Here is a 20207-nt window from a genome sequence, read left to right as displayed (position 1 = left end):
CCCCCACCTCCCCCACCTCCCCCACCTCCCCCACCTCCCCCGCACCAGAAGAGTTTTATCATTAATATCTGTACCTCATAACACCGGGAACTGCTGTATGTCATCAATATAAATTTTGATCTAAGTAAATTGCTTTGGGGACTGGGTGGGGTGAGGCCGTGAAGAAAAAGATCAAATTAGTTGTATTTACATACCAAGTTGTTGCGGATATGACTAGTTTTCCGCTGTAAAAGAGATTGTGACAGATGATGTTGTGACAATTACAGCGTGAATTGGATTTTTTATGCTTTTTAATTTAGAAAGATTTTATCAGGCTTGTAATCCTTCCCGTCCTTTGATGATTGAGAATGTAGACGACCGGATGTATTATATTGATTTTACTTCAGTCCGGGGTGGGAAGATCATTGAAGCTCTGCTGCGGACTATTACTAAGATATCTCCAAATACGCCAACCTGTCAGTTATTTACAGGACATTTGGGCTGTGGAAAATCTACGGAATTATTAAAACTCAAGGCTGAGTTGGAAGCGCAGGATTTTCATGTTGTCTATTTTGAGTCTACTCATGTTTTAGAAATGGTAGATATAGATATTACAGATATTCTGTTAGCGATCGCTGGTTTGGTGAGTAAAAACTTGGAAGCGATGAAACTGCGTGTCCAACCTAGTTACTTTACTAAGTTGTTTGGGGAGTTGGTAGATTTTCTGCAAACTCCTTTAGACTTGGGAGTAGAGGCCGAATTATCTGTGGGAATTGCTAAAATTACGGCAAAAACCAAAGAAAGCCCTCAGTTACGCAGACGGTTAAGAGACTATCTAGAACCACGCACAGAAAATATCTTACAATCAATTAATAAAGAACTGTTAGACCGGGCTAATTTAGAGCTAAAAGCCAGGGGTAAGAAGGGATTGGTGGTGATTGTGGATAACTTGGATAGGGTGGCGGTTCGTCCTTTACCTTCTGGGCGATCGCTCCCCGAATACTTATTCATTGATCGAGGAGAACAATTAAGAAAATTACATTGTCATGTTGTTTATACAATTCCCTTAGCCCTGACATTTTCCAATGAAAGCGCCCAATTACAACACCGTTTAGGAGGTGGAGTCGCACCGAAAGTATTACCGATGATTCCCGTGCGTCAACGTTGTGGAGAAATTCATACCGAAGGACTGGGATTGATGCGCCAAATGGTCTTAGCCAGAGCCTTTCCTGATATGTTACCAGGCGATCGCTTAAATTTAGTTACTCAATTATTTGATAACTTAGAAACTCTGGATCGTTTATGTCTGATTAGTGGTGGTCATGTCCGCGACTTATTAGGATTACTATTTGATTGTTTGCGAGAACAAGATCCACCTTTTGATCGCCAATGTGTAGAATTAGTAATTCAAAGACAACGAGATTACCGGGCTAATGCCATTGATATGGAAGAAAGTGAATTAATCTTGCAGGTACTTCAAGATCAACGAGTTAGAGGCAATGTAGAGTACGATATTTTATTACGCAGTTTATTCATATTTGAATATCGTGATCACCAAGGAGTGTGGTTTGCAGTTAACCCAGTTTTAGCAGAAATGGAAAAATTTAAATTATGCTTAAAAGACAGCAAGCAGAGAATATAATCGCTGCTAATCAACAGTCTTTACGTAGTTTAGAAAGAGCAATTACCTTTTCTAAAAATCAGTTTTCAGTTATTTTACTGTGCTGTAACTACGAATTCCTGCGAGATATTATCCAGCAGCAACTAGCAATTAATGGTTGGGGAAATGAGCGCATTCAAAGTATTACTTTAGATAAAAAAACTACAAGTTTATATACAACAATTCAATCACAACTTACCATTGATCAACCTGCTGGATTAATGATTATGGGGTTTGAATCAATCTATGAAATAGATGATCTCTTGCGTTCCATTAATCAAGTCCGAGACGAATTTCGTAAACGTTATCAAACCCCAATAATTTTTTGGGTAAATGATCAAGTTTTACAAAAAATCATGCGGTTAGCTCCCGATTTTGCGAGTTGGGCAGCTACACCAATTAGATTTGAAATGACTTCTATTGGATTACTAGAATTTCTCCACCAAGAAACCGACGATTTATTTACAAGAGTCTTACAAAGTAATTATGCTCAAGTTCATACTGTCACCTTAGAACAAGTATGGATTAGTAGCGACCAACTCCATTATGCAGTTAGAGAATTGTATGATAGGGGGATTGAAATCGAAGCAGAATTAAATGCTAGGTTAGAATTTATTTTTGGCATAGATGATTATGTCAATAATCGGATTGATTCTGCCTTAAATAACTTTCAGAAAAGTTTGCGTTTTTGGCATCATCAAGAAGATTTAGAACTGACAGAATATGCAACTGATATAACAGCAGGATTATCTAATTCATCTTGTGCTGATCTTTTAAAACAGTCAATTTTATTATTTTATATTGGATTATGTTACTGTCGTCTTGCCGAACAAAACCCCAAATCAAGAGAAACATATTGGCAATCAGCCAAAACATATTTTCAGCAATGTTTACAAACATTTGAAATTGCTGGACGGATAGATTTAGTTTCAGAATTTATTGACCAATTATTAGAAGTCCTATATAGTTTAAAATCATGGTCAGCATTAGAATTTGTCGCTAAAAAATCCCTAGAATTACATCAAATATATGGGAGAAAAATTCAATTAGCTTGTGATTATGGTTTTTTAGCACAGGTAGCCGTACATAATTCAAACTGGATACAAGCTAGTATTTTAGGGCATATATCACTACTACAATTAGAAACAGAAAAAAATCACCCAGAATCAAATAATTATTTATTTCCTCTGATATTAGAACAAATTTATTTATTAACTTTAGCCAAAGCCCTCAATCATCTAGGAAAAATAACGGTAGCAGAAGAATATATAAATACAGCATCTCAACAACTATCATCAGCTTTAGAGAACAGTGAACATCAATATGATCCCCATCGTTACATTCGCTTATTACATAATTTAAGATTATTATACTTTCAAATAGGACACTATCTTCAAGCCTATATTATTAAACAAAAACTCCATTCTGTAGAACAACAATATGGTTTTGTCTCCTTTATTGGGGCTGGGCGGTTACAACCTCAAAGACAAGTCACCAACCCCACTTTAATATCTACATTTGGTAGTAATAGTATAGCCTTAGAAATTGCCGCTTCTGGTAGAGAATCTGATGTTAATCGCTTAATTGGTAGAATTAGTCGTGCAGACCAAAAATTAATAGTTATTCATGGACAGTCAGGTGTTGGTAAAAGTTCTACTGTTACTGCTGGCTTAGTTCCCGCACTACAAAACCGCGCTATTGGTGATCAAATTGCTGTACCAGTTGTCCTCCAAGTTTATACAGATTGGTTAGGAGAATTAGGAAAATCTTTTACCAAAGCTATGTTAGAAATGGGGAAACCATCAGCCATTGAAACAGAATCTCGATCTAAGTTTTGTCCTCTGATAACTGCTAATGACATTTTACAACAATTACGAGAAAATGCAGATAATCATTTAATTACAGTTTTAATTTTTGACCAATTTGAAGAATTTTTCTTTGGTTATACAGATTTTCACGAAAAACAAGCATTTGATCAATTTATTAGTAATTGTTTAAGTATATCTTTTGTGAAAGTTATTTTAACTTTGCGCGAAGATTATTTACATCGCCTTCTAGATTTTAGATATCTCTCATCAATTGAGGCAATTAATAATAATATTCTTGATAAAAATATTCGTTATCAACTGAATAACTTTTCTCCTGAAAATGCCAGAAAAATCATTCAAAAATTAACTGAACGTTCACATTATTACTCCCAAGTCAAATTAGAACCAGATTTAATTGATGCTTTAGTTGCGGATTTGTCTTCAGAACTGGGTGAAGTTCGTCCGATAGAATTGCAATTGGTAGGCGCACAATTACAAGATAAATATATTACTACTCTTGCACAGTATGAACCCTATCGTCCCAATAAGTTAATTCAAACATATATTCAAGAATTAATTAAAGAATGTGGGAGAGAAAACGAACGGGCTGCTCTCTTAGTTTTATACTTATTAACAGATAATAATAACAAAAGACCTTTTAAAACCCGTGCAGAATTAAAATTAGAACTCTCAGAGTTAGAAGATTCTAGTAAATTAGAGTTAATTTTAGATATTTTAATTCGCTCTGGGTTAGTTGTGATATTTCCCAATGTTCCTGAACGCTATCAATTAATTCATGATTATTTAGTCAGCTTAATCCGTCATTTACAACGACAAGAATCTGGATTACAGATACAAATTAATACATTACGGGATAAAGTTAGAAATAGTTATCAAGAAATTGAACGTCTTAAAAGTGAATTAAGAAAAAATCAAATCGGTTTTAGTTTAGAACATATCCACAATCCCCAAGGAGATAATTTACTGGCAGAATTACGAGAATTACGCAAGCGAGAAGAAGAAAGTCAAACAGAAATTCAACATTTGCGAACAGAATTAAAAGAAAAAGAGTTGGTTGCAAAATTAGCCGATAGCCAGGAAAAACAACGTTTAAGTGCAATTAGATTAAATATTGCTCTAAAAATAGCCTTAACAGCTTCTATTATTGCTATCTTTGGCTTAACTACTTCTGTGATTACGTCTACAGATAGTGAAATGAAAACTCTAAGTGCGTCCAGTGAGGCTTTATTTGCTTCTCAAAAAGGTATTGATGCCCTTAAAGAAAGTTTAAAAGCAGGGAGAAAATTAAAAAAAACTCTATGGAGAAATACTTTTACTCAAGAAAGGGTATTAACCGCACTATATCAAGCGGTTTACGGAGTCAAAGAACGTAACCGCCTAGAAGGTCATTTATCGGGGGTGAGAATGGTGACATTTAGTGCTGATAAATCTTTAATAGCTTCAGCTAGTGCAGATACAACAATTAATCTTTGGAGTCCTAATGGAATTTTAGTGAGGACTTTATCAGGACATGATGATGTGATAAATAGTCTATCTTGGTCTCCTGATAGTCAAATGTTAGCTTCTGCTAGTCAAGACAAAACAATTAAACTGTGGAATCGAAAAGGTAAACTCGTAAAAACCTTACTCGGTCATACATCTGTAGTAAATAGTGTGAGTTTTCATCCTCATGAAAAAATTATCGCATCTGCTAGTACAGATCAGACTATCAAACTTTGGAGTCAAGAAGGTAAGCTACTAAAAACTTTAGTAGGTCATAAAGATGCTGTTTTAGCTGTAGCTTGGTCACATGATGGTAAAATCCTCGCTTCTAGTAGTGCTGACAAAACAATAAAATTGTGGAGTCGAGAAGGTCAGTTACTCAAAACTTTGTCGGGGTATAAAGATGCTGTTGTCGCTATAGATTGGTCTCCTAATAGTGAAATTCTTGCTTCTGCTAGTATGGATAAAAAAATCAGATTATGGAGTCGAGATGGTACTTTGCTCAAAATTCTTTCTGGACACAGCAGCGGTGTTATTAGTATTGATTTTAGTAATGATGGACATACTCTGGCATCTGCGAGTATGGATGAAACAATTAAAATTTGGAGTCTTGATGGTAATTTAATAGAAACTCTGAGAGGACATAATAGTTGGGTAAATAGTGTCAGTTTTAGCCCTGATGGACTAACTCTAGCATCTGCTGGTAGGGATAAAAATATTATTTTATGGCATTGGGATAGTCTGACTTTACATCATCCCCAAACTAATGATGATTGGGTGACAAGTATTAGTTTTAGTCCTGATAGTAATGCTATTGTTGGTGGTTGTCTGGATAAAACAATAAAAATCTGGAATCGAGATGGTAAATTACTAAAAATATTCACGGGTCACAATGATCAAGTGTGGGGTGTAGCGTGGTCGCCTGATGGTAAAATTATCGCCTCTGCTAGTAAGGATAAAACAATTAAATTATGGAGTCGAGATGGGACTTTACTCAAAACTTTAAATGGTCATACTGATGCTGTTAATTGGGTGAGTTTTAGTCCTAATGGTAAATTTTTAGCCTCTGTTAGTGATGATAAATCAGTAAAAATATGGACAAGGAATGGGGAAGTTATCAAAAATTTAACTGGTCATACTCGCAGGGTAAATGGTGTAGCATGGTCGCCTGATGGTAAATTATTAGCTTCAGTTAGCCTTGATAGTACGGTGAAAATTTGGGGTGAGAATGGTATTTTACAAAAAACTCTGATGGGGTATGGTGATGCTTTTATTGGTGTTAAGTTTAGTCCAGATGGTCAAACTCTAGCAGTAAGCAGTGATAATAAACTCAGGTTGTGGAATCAAGAAGGTGTTTTATTGATGATATTAAAAGGTGATTCTGAAGAGTTGAGTAGTGTTAGTTTTAGTCCAGATGGTCAAATATTGGCTGCTGGTAGTGATAAAGATAATGTAATTTTACGCAAGTTGTCAGATATTACATTAGAAAGTTTATTGAAAAGTAATTGCCATATTTTAAAAGATTATTTACTGTATAATCCAAATATGACTAGGAAAGATGGCTATAGAGAGCAAAGTTACCGCACTTTGTGTCAAGATGATTAGGGGCATAATTCGTAATTACTCTTTTTAACTATTTTTTAAGCAATAAAAACCCGTTATAACTATGCAAATTAATTTTTTACCAGATGATATTACTGTAAATGCTGAAGTAGGAGAACCGTTGTTAGATGTGGCGGAACGGGCTGGGGTATCAATTCCTACGGGTTGTCTGATGGGGACTTGTCACGCTTGTACTGTAGAGTTAGATGATGGGGAAATTATTCGGGCTTGTATTACCGCAGTTCCACCGGGAAAAGAGAAGTTGACGGTGCATCTTTTTAGTGATCCAACTTGGTAATTATGTTTTGTTTCGCGCAAAGATGCTAAGAAGAAAAGGCGCAAGGAAGAAACAAGCCTGTATATAAGCAGAATAAGTATATAGTATGTCTAGCAATGGTTTCTTGTCAAGGATTATGCTATTTAGAGACTTCCAAATAAAAAAATGTCCCAAAACTGATGCAGAAATTCTCTCTCTGTGTACTCTGTGCCTCTGTGGTTCGTTTCTTAGAGGATGTTTGAAAAGTGGTATTCCGTAATTTTCATCACATTGCTACCCCCCTTTCCCCTTGTAAAGGGGGGAAACAATAAAAATCCAGTTCCCTCCCCTTTACAAGGGGAGGGTTAGGGAGGGGTAAAAAATATTTGATACATCAACCATAACTTTTCAAACACCCTCTTAGGATAATTTATTTCTTGGAAGTCTCTTATACTAAACATGGGTGAGATTTAAACTTTTGCCAAATGACAAAGAACCCAGATGTGTAGGGGTAAAGCAAGAGCTTCATTGGTGTCAACTTAGGCTACAGATGGCTTATTTGTTGGCTTCCACACCCACCCAGAAATGAATTTCCGGGCTAATAGCGAAAGTAAACTAAAGTTTACTCAAAAATTTCTGGGTTATTTAGTCATCAAAAGACAACTTCTGCTATTAAGTAGGTGAACACAATAAAACCAAACTGTGTAAAGAAATGTAAAATCGCCCAAACCCTCTTCACTCTTGCCTCTTGCCTCTTGCCTTTTGCCTTGCCATAACGACAATTTTCAACGCTCACCTACTTAGACTGGGAATTCATTCCCAGGCGGGCTATGGGTTTTACGTTAATGCTATTAGGGACTTCCAAGAAATAAATTATCCTGATTAACGAACCACAGAGGCGCAGAGGACACAGAGGAATAAGGGTTTGAGAGATTTTTGCGTTAGGTGGTTGAGTATTTTTTTATTTGGAAGTCCCTTAGACTGGGAATTCATTCCCAGGCGGGCTACTCTTAGACCTCACAGATACAGCACTTCCCCATGTTATGAGGTACAAGAACCCCACCCCCAACCCCCTCCCCGCAAGCGATGAGGGGGCTATGATATACGTCATATAATTGGAAACGGCTGTAATTTTTATGGCTTACGCTACGCTATCCGTAAGTCCTAATTACTTTCAGGTGTGGGTGTTTCTGTGGGAGTTGGTTCTGCTGTTGGTTCTTCTGTTGGTGTTTCTGAGGGTTCTGGTTCTGGGGGATTTTCTGCGGTTAGGGTGAGTTGATAATCTACGGATTCTGAGGCTGTGGAAACAACAACAAATTCATAAAATCCTTTTTCTGGTAATGTTGCAGATATCGTCCGTGTTTGAGAGTCTTGTAGTAATGGGTTTTTCCCAGAGGGGGAATAAATTGAGAGTAAAACTTTTGAATTTGCTTCTAGTTTCACTTCCATATTTTGATCTTTGGCTAGTCCAACAATAAAAACTTTACCTTTTCCTGGTTGGAGAGTTCCACTCACTGTTTTACCTGTAGTGCCTTCAGGAAAGACTATTGTTTCCAATATGCTTTTGTCAAGAATGGCGTTAAGTTGATCATTGACAAATGCGTACCAAACTTGTCCAATGGGTTGTTTAATAAAACTTTTACTCTTTTGTTCGGGAAATTCACTGAAAAAAGCTGCATCACCTAAATCATATAAAGACCGACTACCCGACTACCAACGTTGATTTGATTGATTTGAGCTTTCCATGTGGTGCGTTCATCCCCAGTATAATTTCCCAGTTGACGGCGGGAGTCAGCAGTGATGGCTGATAGCTTTTCTAGGACTTCAGCGGCGGTTTGATCCCATTCTGCCCTTAAATTTTCATCTTCTGGATTATCACTCAGAATACGCCCCTTTAAATTGGGATATTTTTCGCGGAAAAGTTGGTTTACTAGCTTAACATAAAATTGATAATTTATATCTAATTCTTCACGGCGATTCCTACGGAGCGCTTCGCTATCGCTCAATTTTTGTTTGCGTCGTCTTTCTTCCGGTGAAAAAGTTACTTCTGTTTTTTCTGTTTCGGTGGAATAGGGACTGGGTAAAATTATCGGGTTATTTCCCTGTAAATTGTTGGTAGGGGTTTTAAGTTTTTGCCAATATAAATAACTCCCAATAGTCAGGAAAAAAACGAGAATCAAAACATTTTTTCCTGTCCAAATACCTGGTTGGGGAGGAGTGGGAATCATCACGGGTTCAGGAACGGGGATTTTCGGGGGAGAAATAGCAACTGTAGCAGATGTGGGGGGTTGAGTTTGCGGATAGCTAACAGATTGAGGGTTGAGGACTTGGAGAAGTTGACGGGCTGTTTGATAGCGATCGCTGGCAATTGGTGATAACATTTTGTCTATGATTTGTCCAAGTGCGGAACTGAGGCTGATTTCCCGTCGCCATTGCCAACTAAAATTATAAGTATCAATTAACTCTTGGGGTTGTTTACCTGTCAGTAAAACTAACGTTGTGACGGCTAAAGCATATAAGTCACTGTGGGTGGACACCATACCAGTTTGCATCTGTTCTGGAGGTGCAAATCCTATTTTTCCTAACAAAGTGCCATTTGTGGGAGATGCTATTCCCCCTGTTTGGTAATATTGAGAGGCGACGGTGGCGGCTACTTGTTTAACACCTCCAAAATCAATTAATACTGGTAATTTATCACTACTCCGAAGCATTAAATTATCAGGAGAAATATCACGATGAATAACCCCCAGGGCGTGAATATATTCTAATACTGGTAAAATTTGCTGTAATAATTGGCGGATTTCTATTTCTCTAAATTTTAAACCCTGTTTTTGCCGACTATTTAATAAGGAATTATAAGTTTCACCATCTATATAATCTTGAACTAGAAAAAGACTTTCTTTCCCTTGTAAGTTGATCCGTAATAGTTCCCGAAATCGGGGAATTTGAGGATGTTGTAGTTTGTAAAGTACACTTGCTTCTCGCTGAAAAAGTTCTTCGGCTTTTTGGACAATGTAGGGAGTTTGTACCTGGGGAGAAAATTCTTTTAAAACACAAGCTTCTCGAAAGCGGTTAAGGTCTTCTGCTAAGTAGGTTTTGCCAAATCCTCCTTGACCAATTTGCCGAATAATAACATAGCGATCGCCTAAAGTTTGTCCCGCTTGAATACCTTGATTTCCAGATGTCGGTACGCTGCCAATTCTGTCTCCACATTGGAGACAAAACCTACTACCCGACGGATTTTGATGCCCTTGAGAACAGTATATATTAGTCATTGGTCATTAGTCATTAGTCAGTTGTTAGTTGTCAGTTGTCAGTTGTCAGTTGTCAGTTGTCAGTTGTCAGTTGTTAGTTGTTAGTTGTCAGTTGTCAGTTGTTAGTTGTCAGTTGTTAGTTGTCAGTTCTGACAAATTACCCATTACCCATTACCCATTACCCATTACCCATTACCCATTACCCATTACCCATTACTTATTTTCTACTTTATCAGATGCGATCGCATACCAGATTTGCAGAAAAGTTTTTTGATTTAGTTTCCCGCGTTCCTGACCAGGAAACAACGGGTCAAAGGTCTGATATGTATCTGCACGTAAATCCTGAAAAGATTTATAATTACCTAATTTTCCCGCTTTGGCTAACTGTTCCCAGCGTTGGGAATCCTGTTGACTATAACTACCTATTTTCTTTCTAGCAGGTTCACTTAAATTAGCCTTTTCTAGATTATTTAATAACTTATTAGCGATCGCATTCCATTGTGATCTCAAAGCTGCGTCTTCGGGGTTTTGAGTTAACTTGCGGTTGTTTAATTCTGGTTTTTCGGCATAAAAAACTTCATTAACGGTATTAGTAAAAAATGCCGGAGAAATTTCTAACTGTTGTAGACGACTAAACACCTGTTGAATAGTGCGATTAGTTTGATTTTTTTCATCTTTAGAATCATGCTTAGATGGGATTTTGGGAAGTTCAACTTGCGGAACTTTAATTGAGGTTATTCCCTTAACTGCAAAATTTCCTAAAGCAAACATACCCGCACCTGTTGACAACATTACCGTAGTCATAATAAAGCTAACCATAAAAGGACGCAACCATTTTGGCATGGGTATTTTCTGAACAAACAAACTTGTCTGATTGTGGACACCACCATGAATACTGCGAACGCGCTTTATTCCTGGTGCTACCACCTGTGTTTTCAACTTAGTAATATAGGGATTGGGATTATTGTTAGAAGTTTGCATAATCTGTGGTGTAGATGAGGTAGATGGTAAAGGTAAATCTTTAATAACTTGTTCGGCTTTTTGATAGCGATCGCTCGGCTTATATGCCAACATCTTTTTCAAGACAGTCTCTAATTTGGGACTAACCTTAATTTCCTTACCCCAAAGCCAAACCCCATTAAAGCTATCATAAAGTAAATGTGGTTCTTTCCCCGTCATTAATACCAAAGCCGTCACCCCTAACGCATAAAAGTCACTGTTTTTATAAACTTTTCCCTGAAGTAACTGTTCCTCTGGTGCGTATCCCTTCTTACCTAACAAAGTCGCATTGACAGCCAATTGTGTCCGCCAAAAACCCTGAGAAGCTGGTAACTGTTTAACACCTCCAAAATCAATCAATACGGGTAAATTATCACTTTGGCGCAAAATCAAATTATCCGGGGAAATATCGCGGTGAACTATATCTAAAGAATGAATATAAGTTAGCACAGGCAGAACATTATGTAGTAAATTAATTACCTCCTCCTCACTAAAAGACTGTCCTTGACCCCGACGCTGTTCAAATAATTGGTCATAATTATCACCCTCAATATAATCTTGCACCAAAAAGAAAAAATCCTTAGTCCCAATTTTGGCGGAAAAAGAAGCATGAAACCGGGGAATTTGGGGATGTTGGATTTTTTTGAGGACACTTGCTTCCCGTTCAAACAGTTCCTTAGCCTTTTGTAACTCCTGGGGTTTAACAACATTGGGGGCAAATTCCTTTAAAACGCAAGTTTTTCGAGATTTTTGCCGATCAATCGCTAAATAACTGCGGCCAAAACCACCTTGTCCTAATATCCGCGCAATTTCATAACGATTATCAATAACTTGTCCCACCGTCAAAGGTAATGCTTCACCGCACTGGGTACAAAAACGATGACCGCCATTATTTATGTGTTGTTGACTGCAATATATTTGCATGATCCGGGAAGATAAATGGAGAGTTATCAATGGCTACAAAAGCAACGAGGTAATTTACGTTCCCGTAGCCTCTAACAGCTAAAATTTTTATGGTAATTGCCAGATTCTAATTGTCCCATCCTCGCTACTACTAGCAAGAAATTTTTGATCTAGACTAATAGCGATCGCTTCCACTGAATTTGTATCACCTCTCATAGTTGAGATTAGCTTACCAGTTCGCCAATTCCAGAATTTTATCTCTTGTAGGGTGCGTCAGACCCGATAATTTTGTAAAAAACAGATTTCCTCTATCTGACGCACCCTACTCAATCAGTTATTCCCAAAGCCGAAAACGACGCAATTTCGTTTATTGATATGATGGTAAGTCTGTACAGTGGGTAAATCCCATAGGTTACTAAAAAGTTACATTTATAGATAGAATTCTGAGAAAGAACAACCAGATTTTTTGGACAAACCAGCTTTATGAAACCACAAATATCAACATCAAGGGCAATCTTAGGATTAGAAGATTTTATCTCAACTCCCTTAACAGACAAACTAAAACAGCACCTGAATATTGATAGCCAAGAAATAGCTTTGAGATTATTTCAAGATGTAGCTGCTAGTGTACCCGCTTATCGGGCATTTTTAGCAGAACGAGGCATAAATCCTCAAAATATTCAAACATTAGCAGATTTCCAAAACTTACCAAAAATTAATAAAGAAAATTATATTTCCCGTTATTCTTTGCCCCAATTGTGTAATAATGGAAAAGTAGGAAGCTGTGATATGATTGCCGCTTCCTCTGGCTCAACGGGTAAACCTACATTTTGGCCACGTTTCATCACCGACGAACTAGAAATAGCCACCCGCTTTGAACAAATTTTTCATGATAGTTTTCATGCCGATACTAAACCCAGTTTAGCAGTAATTTGTTTTACCTTGGGAACTTGGGTTGGTGGAATGTTTACCACTAATTGCTGTCGTCATTTAGCCGCTAAAGGTTATCCAATTACCGTCATTACCCCAGGGAATAATAAAACAGAAATTTTGCGAATTGTCCAGGAATTAGGCGGTAATTTTGAGCAAGTTGTTCTATTAGGATATCCACCATTTCTCAAAGATGTGATTGATACGGGTATTGCCAATGGAATGCAGTGGGGACAATATCACATTAAATTAGTCATGGCAGGGGAAGTATTCAGTGAAGAATGGCGCAATTTAGTTGGAGAAAGAATAGGTTCGGAAAATCTCTATGATGATTTTGCTTCCATGTATGGAACAGCAGACGCAGGAGTTTTAGGCAATGAAACCCCTTTAAGTATTTGTATTCGGCGGTTTTTAGCAGCCACACCTGCCGCAGCTAAAGCATTATTTGGAGAATCCCGATTACCTACTTTAGTTCAATATGATCCTTGCAGTCGTTTTTTTGAAGTAGAAGATGGAAATTTACTATTTTCTGGGAATAATGGTGTGCCTTTAATTAGATATAGCATTTTTGACCAAGGTGGCTTAATTACCTACACAGAAATGCTAGAATTCTTAGCAGAATGGGGTTTTAATCCTATTACAGAATTAGAAAATCATCGCGGAATTCATCAATTACCTTTTGTCTATGTTTTTGGACGTTCTAACTTTACAGTTTCCTATTTTGGCGCAAATATTTATCCAGAAAATGTCACAGTCGGACTAGAACAACCAATCATTAGAGAATGGGTAACGGGTAAGTTTGTTATCCAGGTAAAAGAAGATGCCGATAAAAATCGCTTTTTATCTGTAGTAGTAGAATTAGCACCAGGAATTGAAAATCAAGAGGAAAAAAGATTATCTATTACTGCGGCTATTCTTGCCCAATTATTGCGTTTAAATAGTGAATTTGCGAATTATGTCCCTCTACAATATCAAACTCCTGTAGTAGAATTAAAACCCATTGGTGATACTGAATATTTTCCTATAGGTGTCAAACACAGATACAGCAGAAGTTAGTGTCAACTTAATGCTTGGCGAATGGAAAGATGCCTCCGGCTCCCGTCAGGGATACACTGCTATACAAACAAAGTCCGCCTGCGCGGACTAACGAAAAAATCAAGGATTTGAAACCCACGCAGGTGGGTTTTGCTTGTGTAGACGCGGTTTCTAACCGCCCGTTTAACTTACCCCTGATGGCAATAATTACAAAATTTGCCAAGCACTACCCTTATAACCATAGTCAAAAATATCTGGGTGCAATATTTCTGCTAAAATTTCCACAGAATCTACTAATCGCGGACCAGGACGGTTAAAGTAAGCGTTACCATCGGTAATAAATACTCTTCCTGTTTGAGCAGCGTGGAGTTTCTTCCATTCTGGACGTTGAGTTAATAATTCTGCTTCTTGCTGAGTTCGTTGCAAATCAAAGCCACAGGGCATGAAAATAATCACATCTGGATTACTATCTACTAATGTTTCCCATTTGACATGAGCAGCAGGTTTACCAGTGATGCTAAATAATGGTCTTCCTCCTGCTAAGTTAATTAATTCAGGAACCCAATTTGCAGCAGTCATCAAAGGATCAGTCCATTCAATGCACACGACTTTAGGCAGTTCGGCGGTGGAAAGTCCTTGTAGTCTACGCTTGCAAATTCTGACACGGGCTTCTAGATTCTCCAGTATTTCTACTGAATCTACACCAAATGCGTGGCTAACCCGTTCAATATCACCCCAAGTATCCTGTAATGTATTGGGTTGTAGAGAAATAATGTGTGGCGAACTGTGGGTAAGTTGGGCAACTGCTTTTTCTACCTCTGGTAAACTGATGGCGCAGACATCACATTGATCTTGAGTGATAATATGGGTAGGGTGCAGTTTCTCTAAAACATCCACTTTGATTTTGTAAATACCCAAAGCAGATTGTAATAGATTGTCGGCTTCTTTGTGAATAGAATGGCTATTAGCGTCACCATTCAAACGCGCTTGGGTACAAACTGGAAGATTGACGATTTCGGGAGGATAGTCACATTCATGCGATCGCCCTACCATAGCATTAAACAAGCCCAGTTTGGCCACGATTTCCGTAGCACTAGGAACTAAAGAAATAATTCTTATATCGTTACTTGTATCAATCATAGTCTCACCCCCCTGGGAATAGGAGTCAGGAGTCAAAAATAGAGAATGGTGTTAAGTTGTTTTTAACAGATATTTCTACCTTCATTCTTGCATATTTTTAGAGAGATGGTATCTATCTTAAGGATGTTACTATTTGATTTGGATTTTGCGCTAATACGAAAACAAAAGTGTTTGTTTTAAGCAAGACACGCAGCTATACATTGTTAATTAGTAATTATAATTTGAAACGGAAATTGTATCTGAATTTAAGTAGGTGAACACAATAAAACCAATCTATGTAAAGAAAAGTAAAATCGCCCAAACCCTCTTCACTCTTGCCTCTTGCATGAGTGCCTCTTGCCTTGCCATAACGAAGATTTTCAATGCTAACCTACTTAAATATCCAGACTAATAAGGTTCATGAATTGATTTACATTCCCAAAACATTCCCGGACCAACGGTTAAAATTTGCTCATTTGGCATCATTAATTCCCAATAAGCAAGTCCAGAATCATCTTCTAAATCTGGCTCTAAAATTAGTTCGTAACCACCCTCAAATGATAAAGTAATTTTCATCTCATTACTCTTAGCAAGAGTGACAAAATTAGTCAGTTTCGTGTTTTCCAAACACTGTAACTGTATTTTAGCAAATTCCACAGCATTTTGATTATTTACTAACATAGATAAACTCCAGAAAGAACCCTTCCTTATCCTTAAATACCAAGGTGTAGCCCTAGTGCTAAGTTGCCAGCTTCCTTTGCGTAAATGTGCTAATTTAGGATGATTGTAGGCAGTCATTTCACCAAAATGTAACTGTAATTCATCCCCATAACTAAATGTAATTTGATGGCAAGTTTCGCCAATAATTGGTTGAATAATTTGATTTAGATTTAGTATTGAATTAGCAATAGATGTTTTAGGAGTCATAATTAATATCCTCTAAAAATTCTTTAGCTTTCTGACGGAGTTCTGAATAAGTAAAATCACCTCTATCGTTTAAAGTTCCACCATAACCATTTCTTTTTTCTTCCTCCAGAAATATACCAAAAGCATTTCTTAATTCTGCTGACATCCGAAATTCTCTAGCAATTGAATCAACTTGTTTAATATCATCTTTTTTACCCATAAATATAGAGAAACCCTGATTTCATATTTTAACATCAAAATATCATAATTTGTCAGAATCAGGATTAACAGGATTTAAGGATTGACAGGATAAAAAAGATCCCGGACTTTTATCATAAATTGATGGTATTAATAACATTTTTATTTTTCGCTAAGACGCAAAAATGCAAAGTTAAATTCTAGACAAGGATATGCAATCACGCTATGCTGTAAATGCAAATGATAATTGGTGTGTCTATGAAAACAAGTCAACTATTGAAAATAGCCCTAGTTCCCATCTTGGCTATATCTACCCTTCTATCTATATCAAATACAGCACTAGCCGACTATTTGAGAGGTGAAGGTAGAGGAGGTGACTATATTTATGAATTATGGTCTACTGATGATGGTAGCAGTTACTACTTAAAAATTTGGTCTGATAAAGCAAATCCCAAAAAAGATCCATCCTCTAAAACTAGAAGCTTTAAATCTAGTAGAGAAGCATTAATTTATTTTGATTGTAACTACGCTGGTAAAAGCCTACCTGAGTGTCCCAAAAATAGATAATTAGTTTTAGATCCCCGACTTCTTGAAGAAGTCGGGGATCTTTGTGTATTATAAAGTTAGTCTGCACCCTCAATTGGGGCAAAACCTTGACGTTGGATGTTTTCTGTGATGTGACGTGGTTCTAGGAATTGCAAGAGGTAATCTGGTCCGCCGGCTTTTGAACCGACTCCAGAAAGTTTGAAACCGCCGAAAGGTTGACGAGAAACGATCGCTCCAGTAATATTTCGGTTAATGTATAAATTCCCCACTTCAAATTCTGCTTGTGCTTGTTCAATGTGGGAAGGTGTGCGAGAATAAAGACCACCGGTTAAAGCGTAGTTTGTGCCGTTAGCAACATCTATTGCTTCTTGAAAATCTTTCACCCGAATTACTGCTAAGACAGGTCCAAATATTTCCTGCTGGGCGATAACTCCATCTGCGGGTACTTCCGAAAAAATCACCGGACCGATAAAATAACCTTGACTGGGTGCGGGTAATTCTAAGGCGACTTTTGCTTCTTGTTTACCTTTTTGAATATAATCCAAAATGCGATCGCGCGAAATAGCATCAATCACCGGACCAACTTGGGTACTGGGTAATTCCGTTTCTCCAATATTCAAAGATTTAGTTGCTTCTACCAACCTTTCCACAAAAGCATCATAAATAGGTTCAAGGACAATCACCCGTGAACAAGCAGAACATTTTTGTCCACTATAACCAAAAGCCGATTGCACAACGCCGACAACAGCCTGGTCTAAATCAGCACTTTCATCCACAATAATGCCATTCTTGCCACCCATCTCCGCAATTACTTTTTTGAGGTGCTTTTGACCGGGTTTGAGAATTGCGGCTTCTGCGTAAATTCTACATCCTACTTCCTGAGAACCAGTAAAAGCAATCACATGAGTATCAGGATGATTAACCAAATAAGCGCCTACCTGCGAACCCTTACCAGGAACGTATTGAAAAACACCTTTAGGGATTCCAGCTTCTATGAGTATTTCCGTCAACTTTGCAGTAATCACAGAAGAAGTTTCTGCCGGTTTGAGTAAAGTACAATTTCCTGAAACCAAAGCCGCAACAGTCATACCGCAAGCAATAGCCAAAGGAAAATTCCAGGGAGAAATGACAACAGCGATACCTTTCGGCTGGTAAATATAACGATTAGTTTCCCCAACCACATCATAAATTACACCTTTATCTAACCGTTCCATTTCCGCAGCATAATAAAGACAAAAATCAATAGCTTCCGAAACCTCCGCGTCAGCTTCCTTAACAGGTTTTCCCACCTCCAAAACTATCCAAGCTGAAAGTTCAGCGCGTCGTTCCTCCATTAACTCCCCAGCCTTCCGCAAAATATCCGCGCGTTGCTTAACCGGAGTTTTCTTCCAAGCCGGAAAAGCAGCTTTAGCAAACTTCATTGCTTCCTCAGCCTGTTCAACACTCAGCAAACCCACCTTACCAACAACCTGACTAAAATTAGAAGGATTAAGAGAATCAACAAAAGTTGCAGTATTCACATATTCCCCATTTAGCAAAGGTAAATAAGTTTTTCCCAACTGCTGACGCACATTTGCAAAAGCCAAACTCGACCTCTTCCTTCTCTCCTCCTCCGCAAAATCAGTATCCGCAACACCAACAAAACCTCCTTCCTCCTCCCTGCGACTCTGCGCCTCTGCGTGAGACATAATTGGGGCTGCTAACAACTCCTCAACCGGACGATTTTCCAGATTTTGCCGTAAAAACGAACTATTCGCCGTATTTTCCAACAACCGCCGAATCAAATAAGCCATTCCTGGTAACAAGTCACCGTAGGGACAATAAACCCGCACGCGATAACCTTTATCTACCAAAGCTTTGGCGATTTTATCACCCATGCCGTACAGAACTTGCATTTCAAAACGACGACGGGGAACATTGAGATTTTCGGCAATTGCTATGGCGCGAGATTGCGATCGCACATTATGACTACCTATGGCAGAATAGACATACTGATGATTTTCTAGCAATAGCTGAGTTATCGCCTCAAAATTGGCATCGGTGGCGACTTTGTCATTGTAAACTGGTTGTGGCCAATGCTTTTGAGTAGCTTTGATGGTTTCTTGGTCCCAATACGCACCTTTAACTAGACGAATGGTGAGAGGATAACCCCGTTGTTTTAACCAAGCAATAATATCTCTAGCGTCTTGTTCACTATCCCGCAGATATGCTTGTATTGTCATCCCAATATCTGTGCGTTGACGGAATTCCTCTTCTAGTAATAGCTTTTTGAGAATATTGAACGTGATATCTTTATAGGCGTATTGTTCCATGTCAAAATGGACTGCTGCACCTAATTCTTGAGCGCGACGGAGTAAAGTCCGAATATGATTGCTGACTCGTGCTTCACTACCTTGGGCATCCAAAGGATCAAATTGGGAATAAAACGCCGTTAATTTGACAGAAACCTGAACTTTGGGGATATTTTCGCCGTCAGCTTCATCAATAGCCGGAATTTTCCCCCAATTTTTGGATGCTTCCACCAAATGCTGCATCAATTCCAGGTATCTTTCTAAATAAGATTGCGCTTCTAATTCAGTAATTACCGCTTCACCGAGGAGGTCAATGGTGAAAGCCATTTTGTCTTTTCGCAGTCTCTCAACGGTTTTGATGACTTGCTTGATATTTTCCCCAGAAATATATTTATGTGCTAAAGTTTCCACCGCAGTTCCCACTGTTGTCGCGGCTACCTGTGCGGGCATAGAATCAGGGTTAGCAAAGTTTAAGATTCCTTTCAAAGCTGCGGGTAATTCTACGGAATCATCTCCCAAATATTCTTGCAAATGGGAGGCAATTTCTGATTTACTATGTAAAGCGGGCAAGGTATCTATAAACCGAAATAATTGTACCCGTAAACCTGGATTACTCATAGCCCAATCGAGCAATTTATCATCCCAACGCATTTGATCCCGTAAAGCAGCCAAAAATGAGCGATTTTCCTGGGTAGCAGCTAGAACTTGTTTAGCAATTTCTTGGGTTTTCGCTTCGTAAGTGTTGTTTTCTACTTGTAATACCATAAATTTTTTGGTTGACGGTTGACGGTTGACGGTTGACGGTTGACGGTTGACGGTTGTTTCCAAACGAAATTTTTCTGGAGTAATGTTGAATGATTGCGTAATAACAAACTATGGTGTTACTTGTAACTTAGTAAACACCATTTTGTAAACCTTCCTAGTAATTTTGAATGTGATTTTATTGAATATTTGGAAAAATTGGACTTTAGCAACTTTGGGGATAGGGATAGTTTGTTTGACAGGTGGTACAAAAAAGCCGACAAATGCACAATAAGAAAGATGGCGGAAAGAAGCAAGCGCTGCTGCAAGTAATTTGCAATGCGGAAATTCTAGCAGATAAAACTAAGAAAAACCCACAGCAGCAATGGAATTTAGTTATTCATTGTGAGACAGCAGATCATAAATCAGATACCTTGAGTTGGTCGGAGTTGCTTAAATTAGCTACAACTAATCTCT

The 20207-nt window shown here is 38.0% G+C and carries 11 protein-coding genes and 2 pseudogenes; 6 read left to right on the top strand and 7 right to left on the bottom strand.

Translation table 11 applies throughout. The features are described 5' to 3' along the window. Positions 1–283: 283 nt before the first annotated feature. From FJR37_RS17455 to FJR37_RS17445, 3 genes are all read left to right on the top strand, one after another. The gene (locus FJR37_RS17455) at positions 284–1621 is read left to right on the top strand and encodes a P-loop NTPase fold protein (protein WP_168466650.1); all 1338 of its coding nucleotides are present in this window, start codon (positions 284–286) and stop codon (positions 1619–1621) included. Next, positions 1591–6555 carry a WD40 repeat domain-containing protein gene (locus FJR37_RS17450; protein WP_168466649.1) on the top strand — a complete coding sequence of 1655 codons (4965 nt, stop codon included), beginning with the start codon at positions 1591–1593 and terminating at the stop codon, positions 6553–6555. Before FJR37_RS17455 ends, FJR37_RS17450 begins: the two co-directional genes overlap by 31 nt. A gap of 61 nt (positions 6556–6616) precedes the next feature. Beyond that, the gene (locus FJR37_RS17445) at positions 6617–6850 is read left to right on the top strand and encodes a 2Fe-2S iron-sulfur cluster binding domain-containing protein (RefSeq protein WP_217355316.1); all 234 of its coding nucleotides are present in this window, start codon (positions 6617–6619) and stop codon (positions 6848–6850) included. A gap of 1122 nt (positions 6851–7972) precedes the next feature. On the opposite strand, the pseudogene FJR37_RS17440 reads toward FJR37_RS17445, so the two are convergent. From FJR37_RS17440 to FJR37_RS17430, 3 genes and pseudogenes are all read right to left on the bottom strand, one after another. Beyond that, positions 7973–10083: pseudogene (locus FJR37_RS17440) on the bottom strand (protein kinase). Positions 10084–10275: 192 nt separating this feature from the next. Beyond that, positions 10276–11985 carry a serine/threonine-protein kinase gene (locus FJR37_RS17435; protein WP_053540563.1) on the bottom strand — a complete coding sequence of 570 codons (1710 nt, stop codon included), beginning with the start codon at positions 11983–11985 and terminating at the stop codon, positions 10276–10278. A gap of 87 nt (positions 11986–12072) precedes the next feature. Beyond that, positions 12073–12189: a hypothetical protein gene (locus FJR37_RS17430; protein WP_371416133.1), complete on the bottom strand. Its 117-nt coding sequence runs from the start codon at positions 12187–12189 to the stop codon at positions 12073–12075. Positions 12190–12447: 258 nt separating this feature from the next. On the opposite strand from FJR37_RS17430, the gene FJR37_RS17425 reads away from it, so the two are divergent. Further along, positions 12448–13950: a phenylacetate--CoA ligase family protein gene (locus tag FJR37_RS17425; RefSeq protein WP_168466648.1), complete on the top strand. Its 1503-nt coding sequence runs from the start codon at positions 12448–12450 to the stop codon at positions 13948–13950. A 186-nt stretch (positions 13951–14136) separates the two neighbouring features. Here FJR37_RS17425 and FJR37_RS17420 read toward each other — a convergent pair whose 3' ends face one another. The 3 genes from FJR37_RS17420 to FJR37_RS17410 all read right to left on the bottom strand — a co-directional run bounded on the left by FJR37_RS17420 (position 14137) and on the right by FJR37_RS17410 (position 16174). Beyond that, positions 14137–15069, bottom strand: a complete 933-nt coding sequence (locus FJR37_RS17420) for a cobalamin-binding protein (protein WP_168466647.1) — start codon at positions 15067–15069, stop codon at positions 14137–14139. Between the two features lie 387 nt (positions 15070–15456). Beyond that, positions 15457–15975, bottom strand: a complete 519-nt coding sequence (locus FJR37_RS17415; RefSeq protein WP_168466646.1) for a hypothetical protein — start codon at positions 15973–15975, stop codon at positions 15457–15459. Continuing rightward, entirely contained in the window at positions 15965–16174 is a 210-nt protein-coding gene (locus tag FJR37_RS17410; RefSeq protein WP_039203295.1) for a hypothetical protein, read from the bottom strand. Before FJR37_RS17410 ends, FJR37_RS17415 begins: the two co-directional genes overlap by 11 nt. Before the next feature lie 236 nt (positions 16175–16410). Here FJR37_RS17410 and FJR37_RS17405 point away from each other — a divergent pair, with 236 nt between their 5' ends. After that, complete coding sequence (locus tag FJR37_RS17405) at positions 16411–16719, top strand: hypothetical protein (RefSeq protein WP_039203307.1); 309 nt, start codon at positions 16411–16413, stop codon at positions 16717–16719. Between the two features lie 56 nt (positions 16720–16775). Here FJR37_RS17405 and pruA read toward each other — a convergent pair whose 3' ends face one another. Further along, positions 16776–19754 (bottom strand): L-glutamate gamma-semialdehyde dehydrogenase, encoded by a 2979-nt coding sequence (pruA, locus tag FJR37_RS17400; RefSeq protein ID WP_168466653.1) that lies wholly within the window; start codon positions 19752–19754, stop codon positions 16776–16778. A 260-nt stretch (positions 19755–20014) separates the two neighbouring features. Here pruA and FJR37_RS17395 point away from each other — a divergent pair. Next, positions 20015–20207, top strand: a pseudogene (locus tag FJR37_RS17395) (hypothetical protein); the annotation flags it as partial.

The organism is Aphanizomenon sp. UHCC 0183 (assembly GCF_009712065.1).
Lineage (GTDB): Bacteria > Cyanobacteriota > Cyanobacteriia > Cyanobacteriales > Nostocaceae > Dolichospermum > Dolichospermum heterosporum.
Note: the sequence above shows the minus strand (reverse complement) of the source record. Positions and strands in the feature narration are given on the sequence as shown.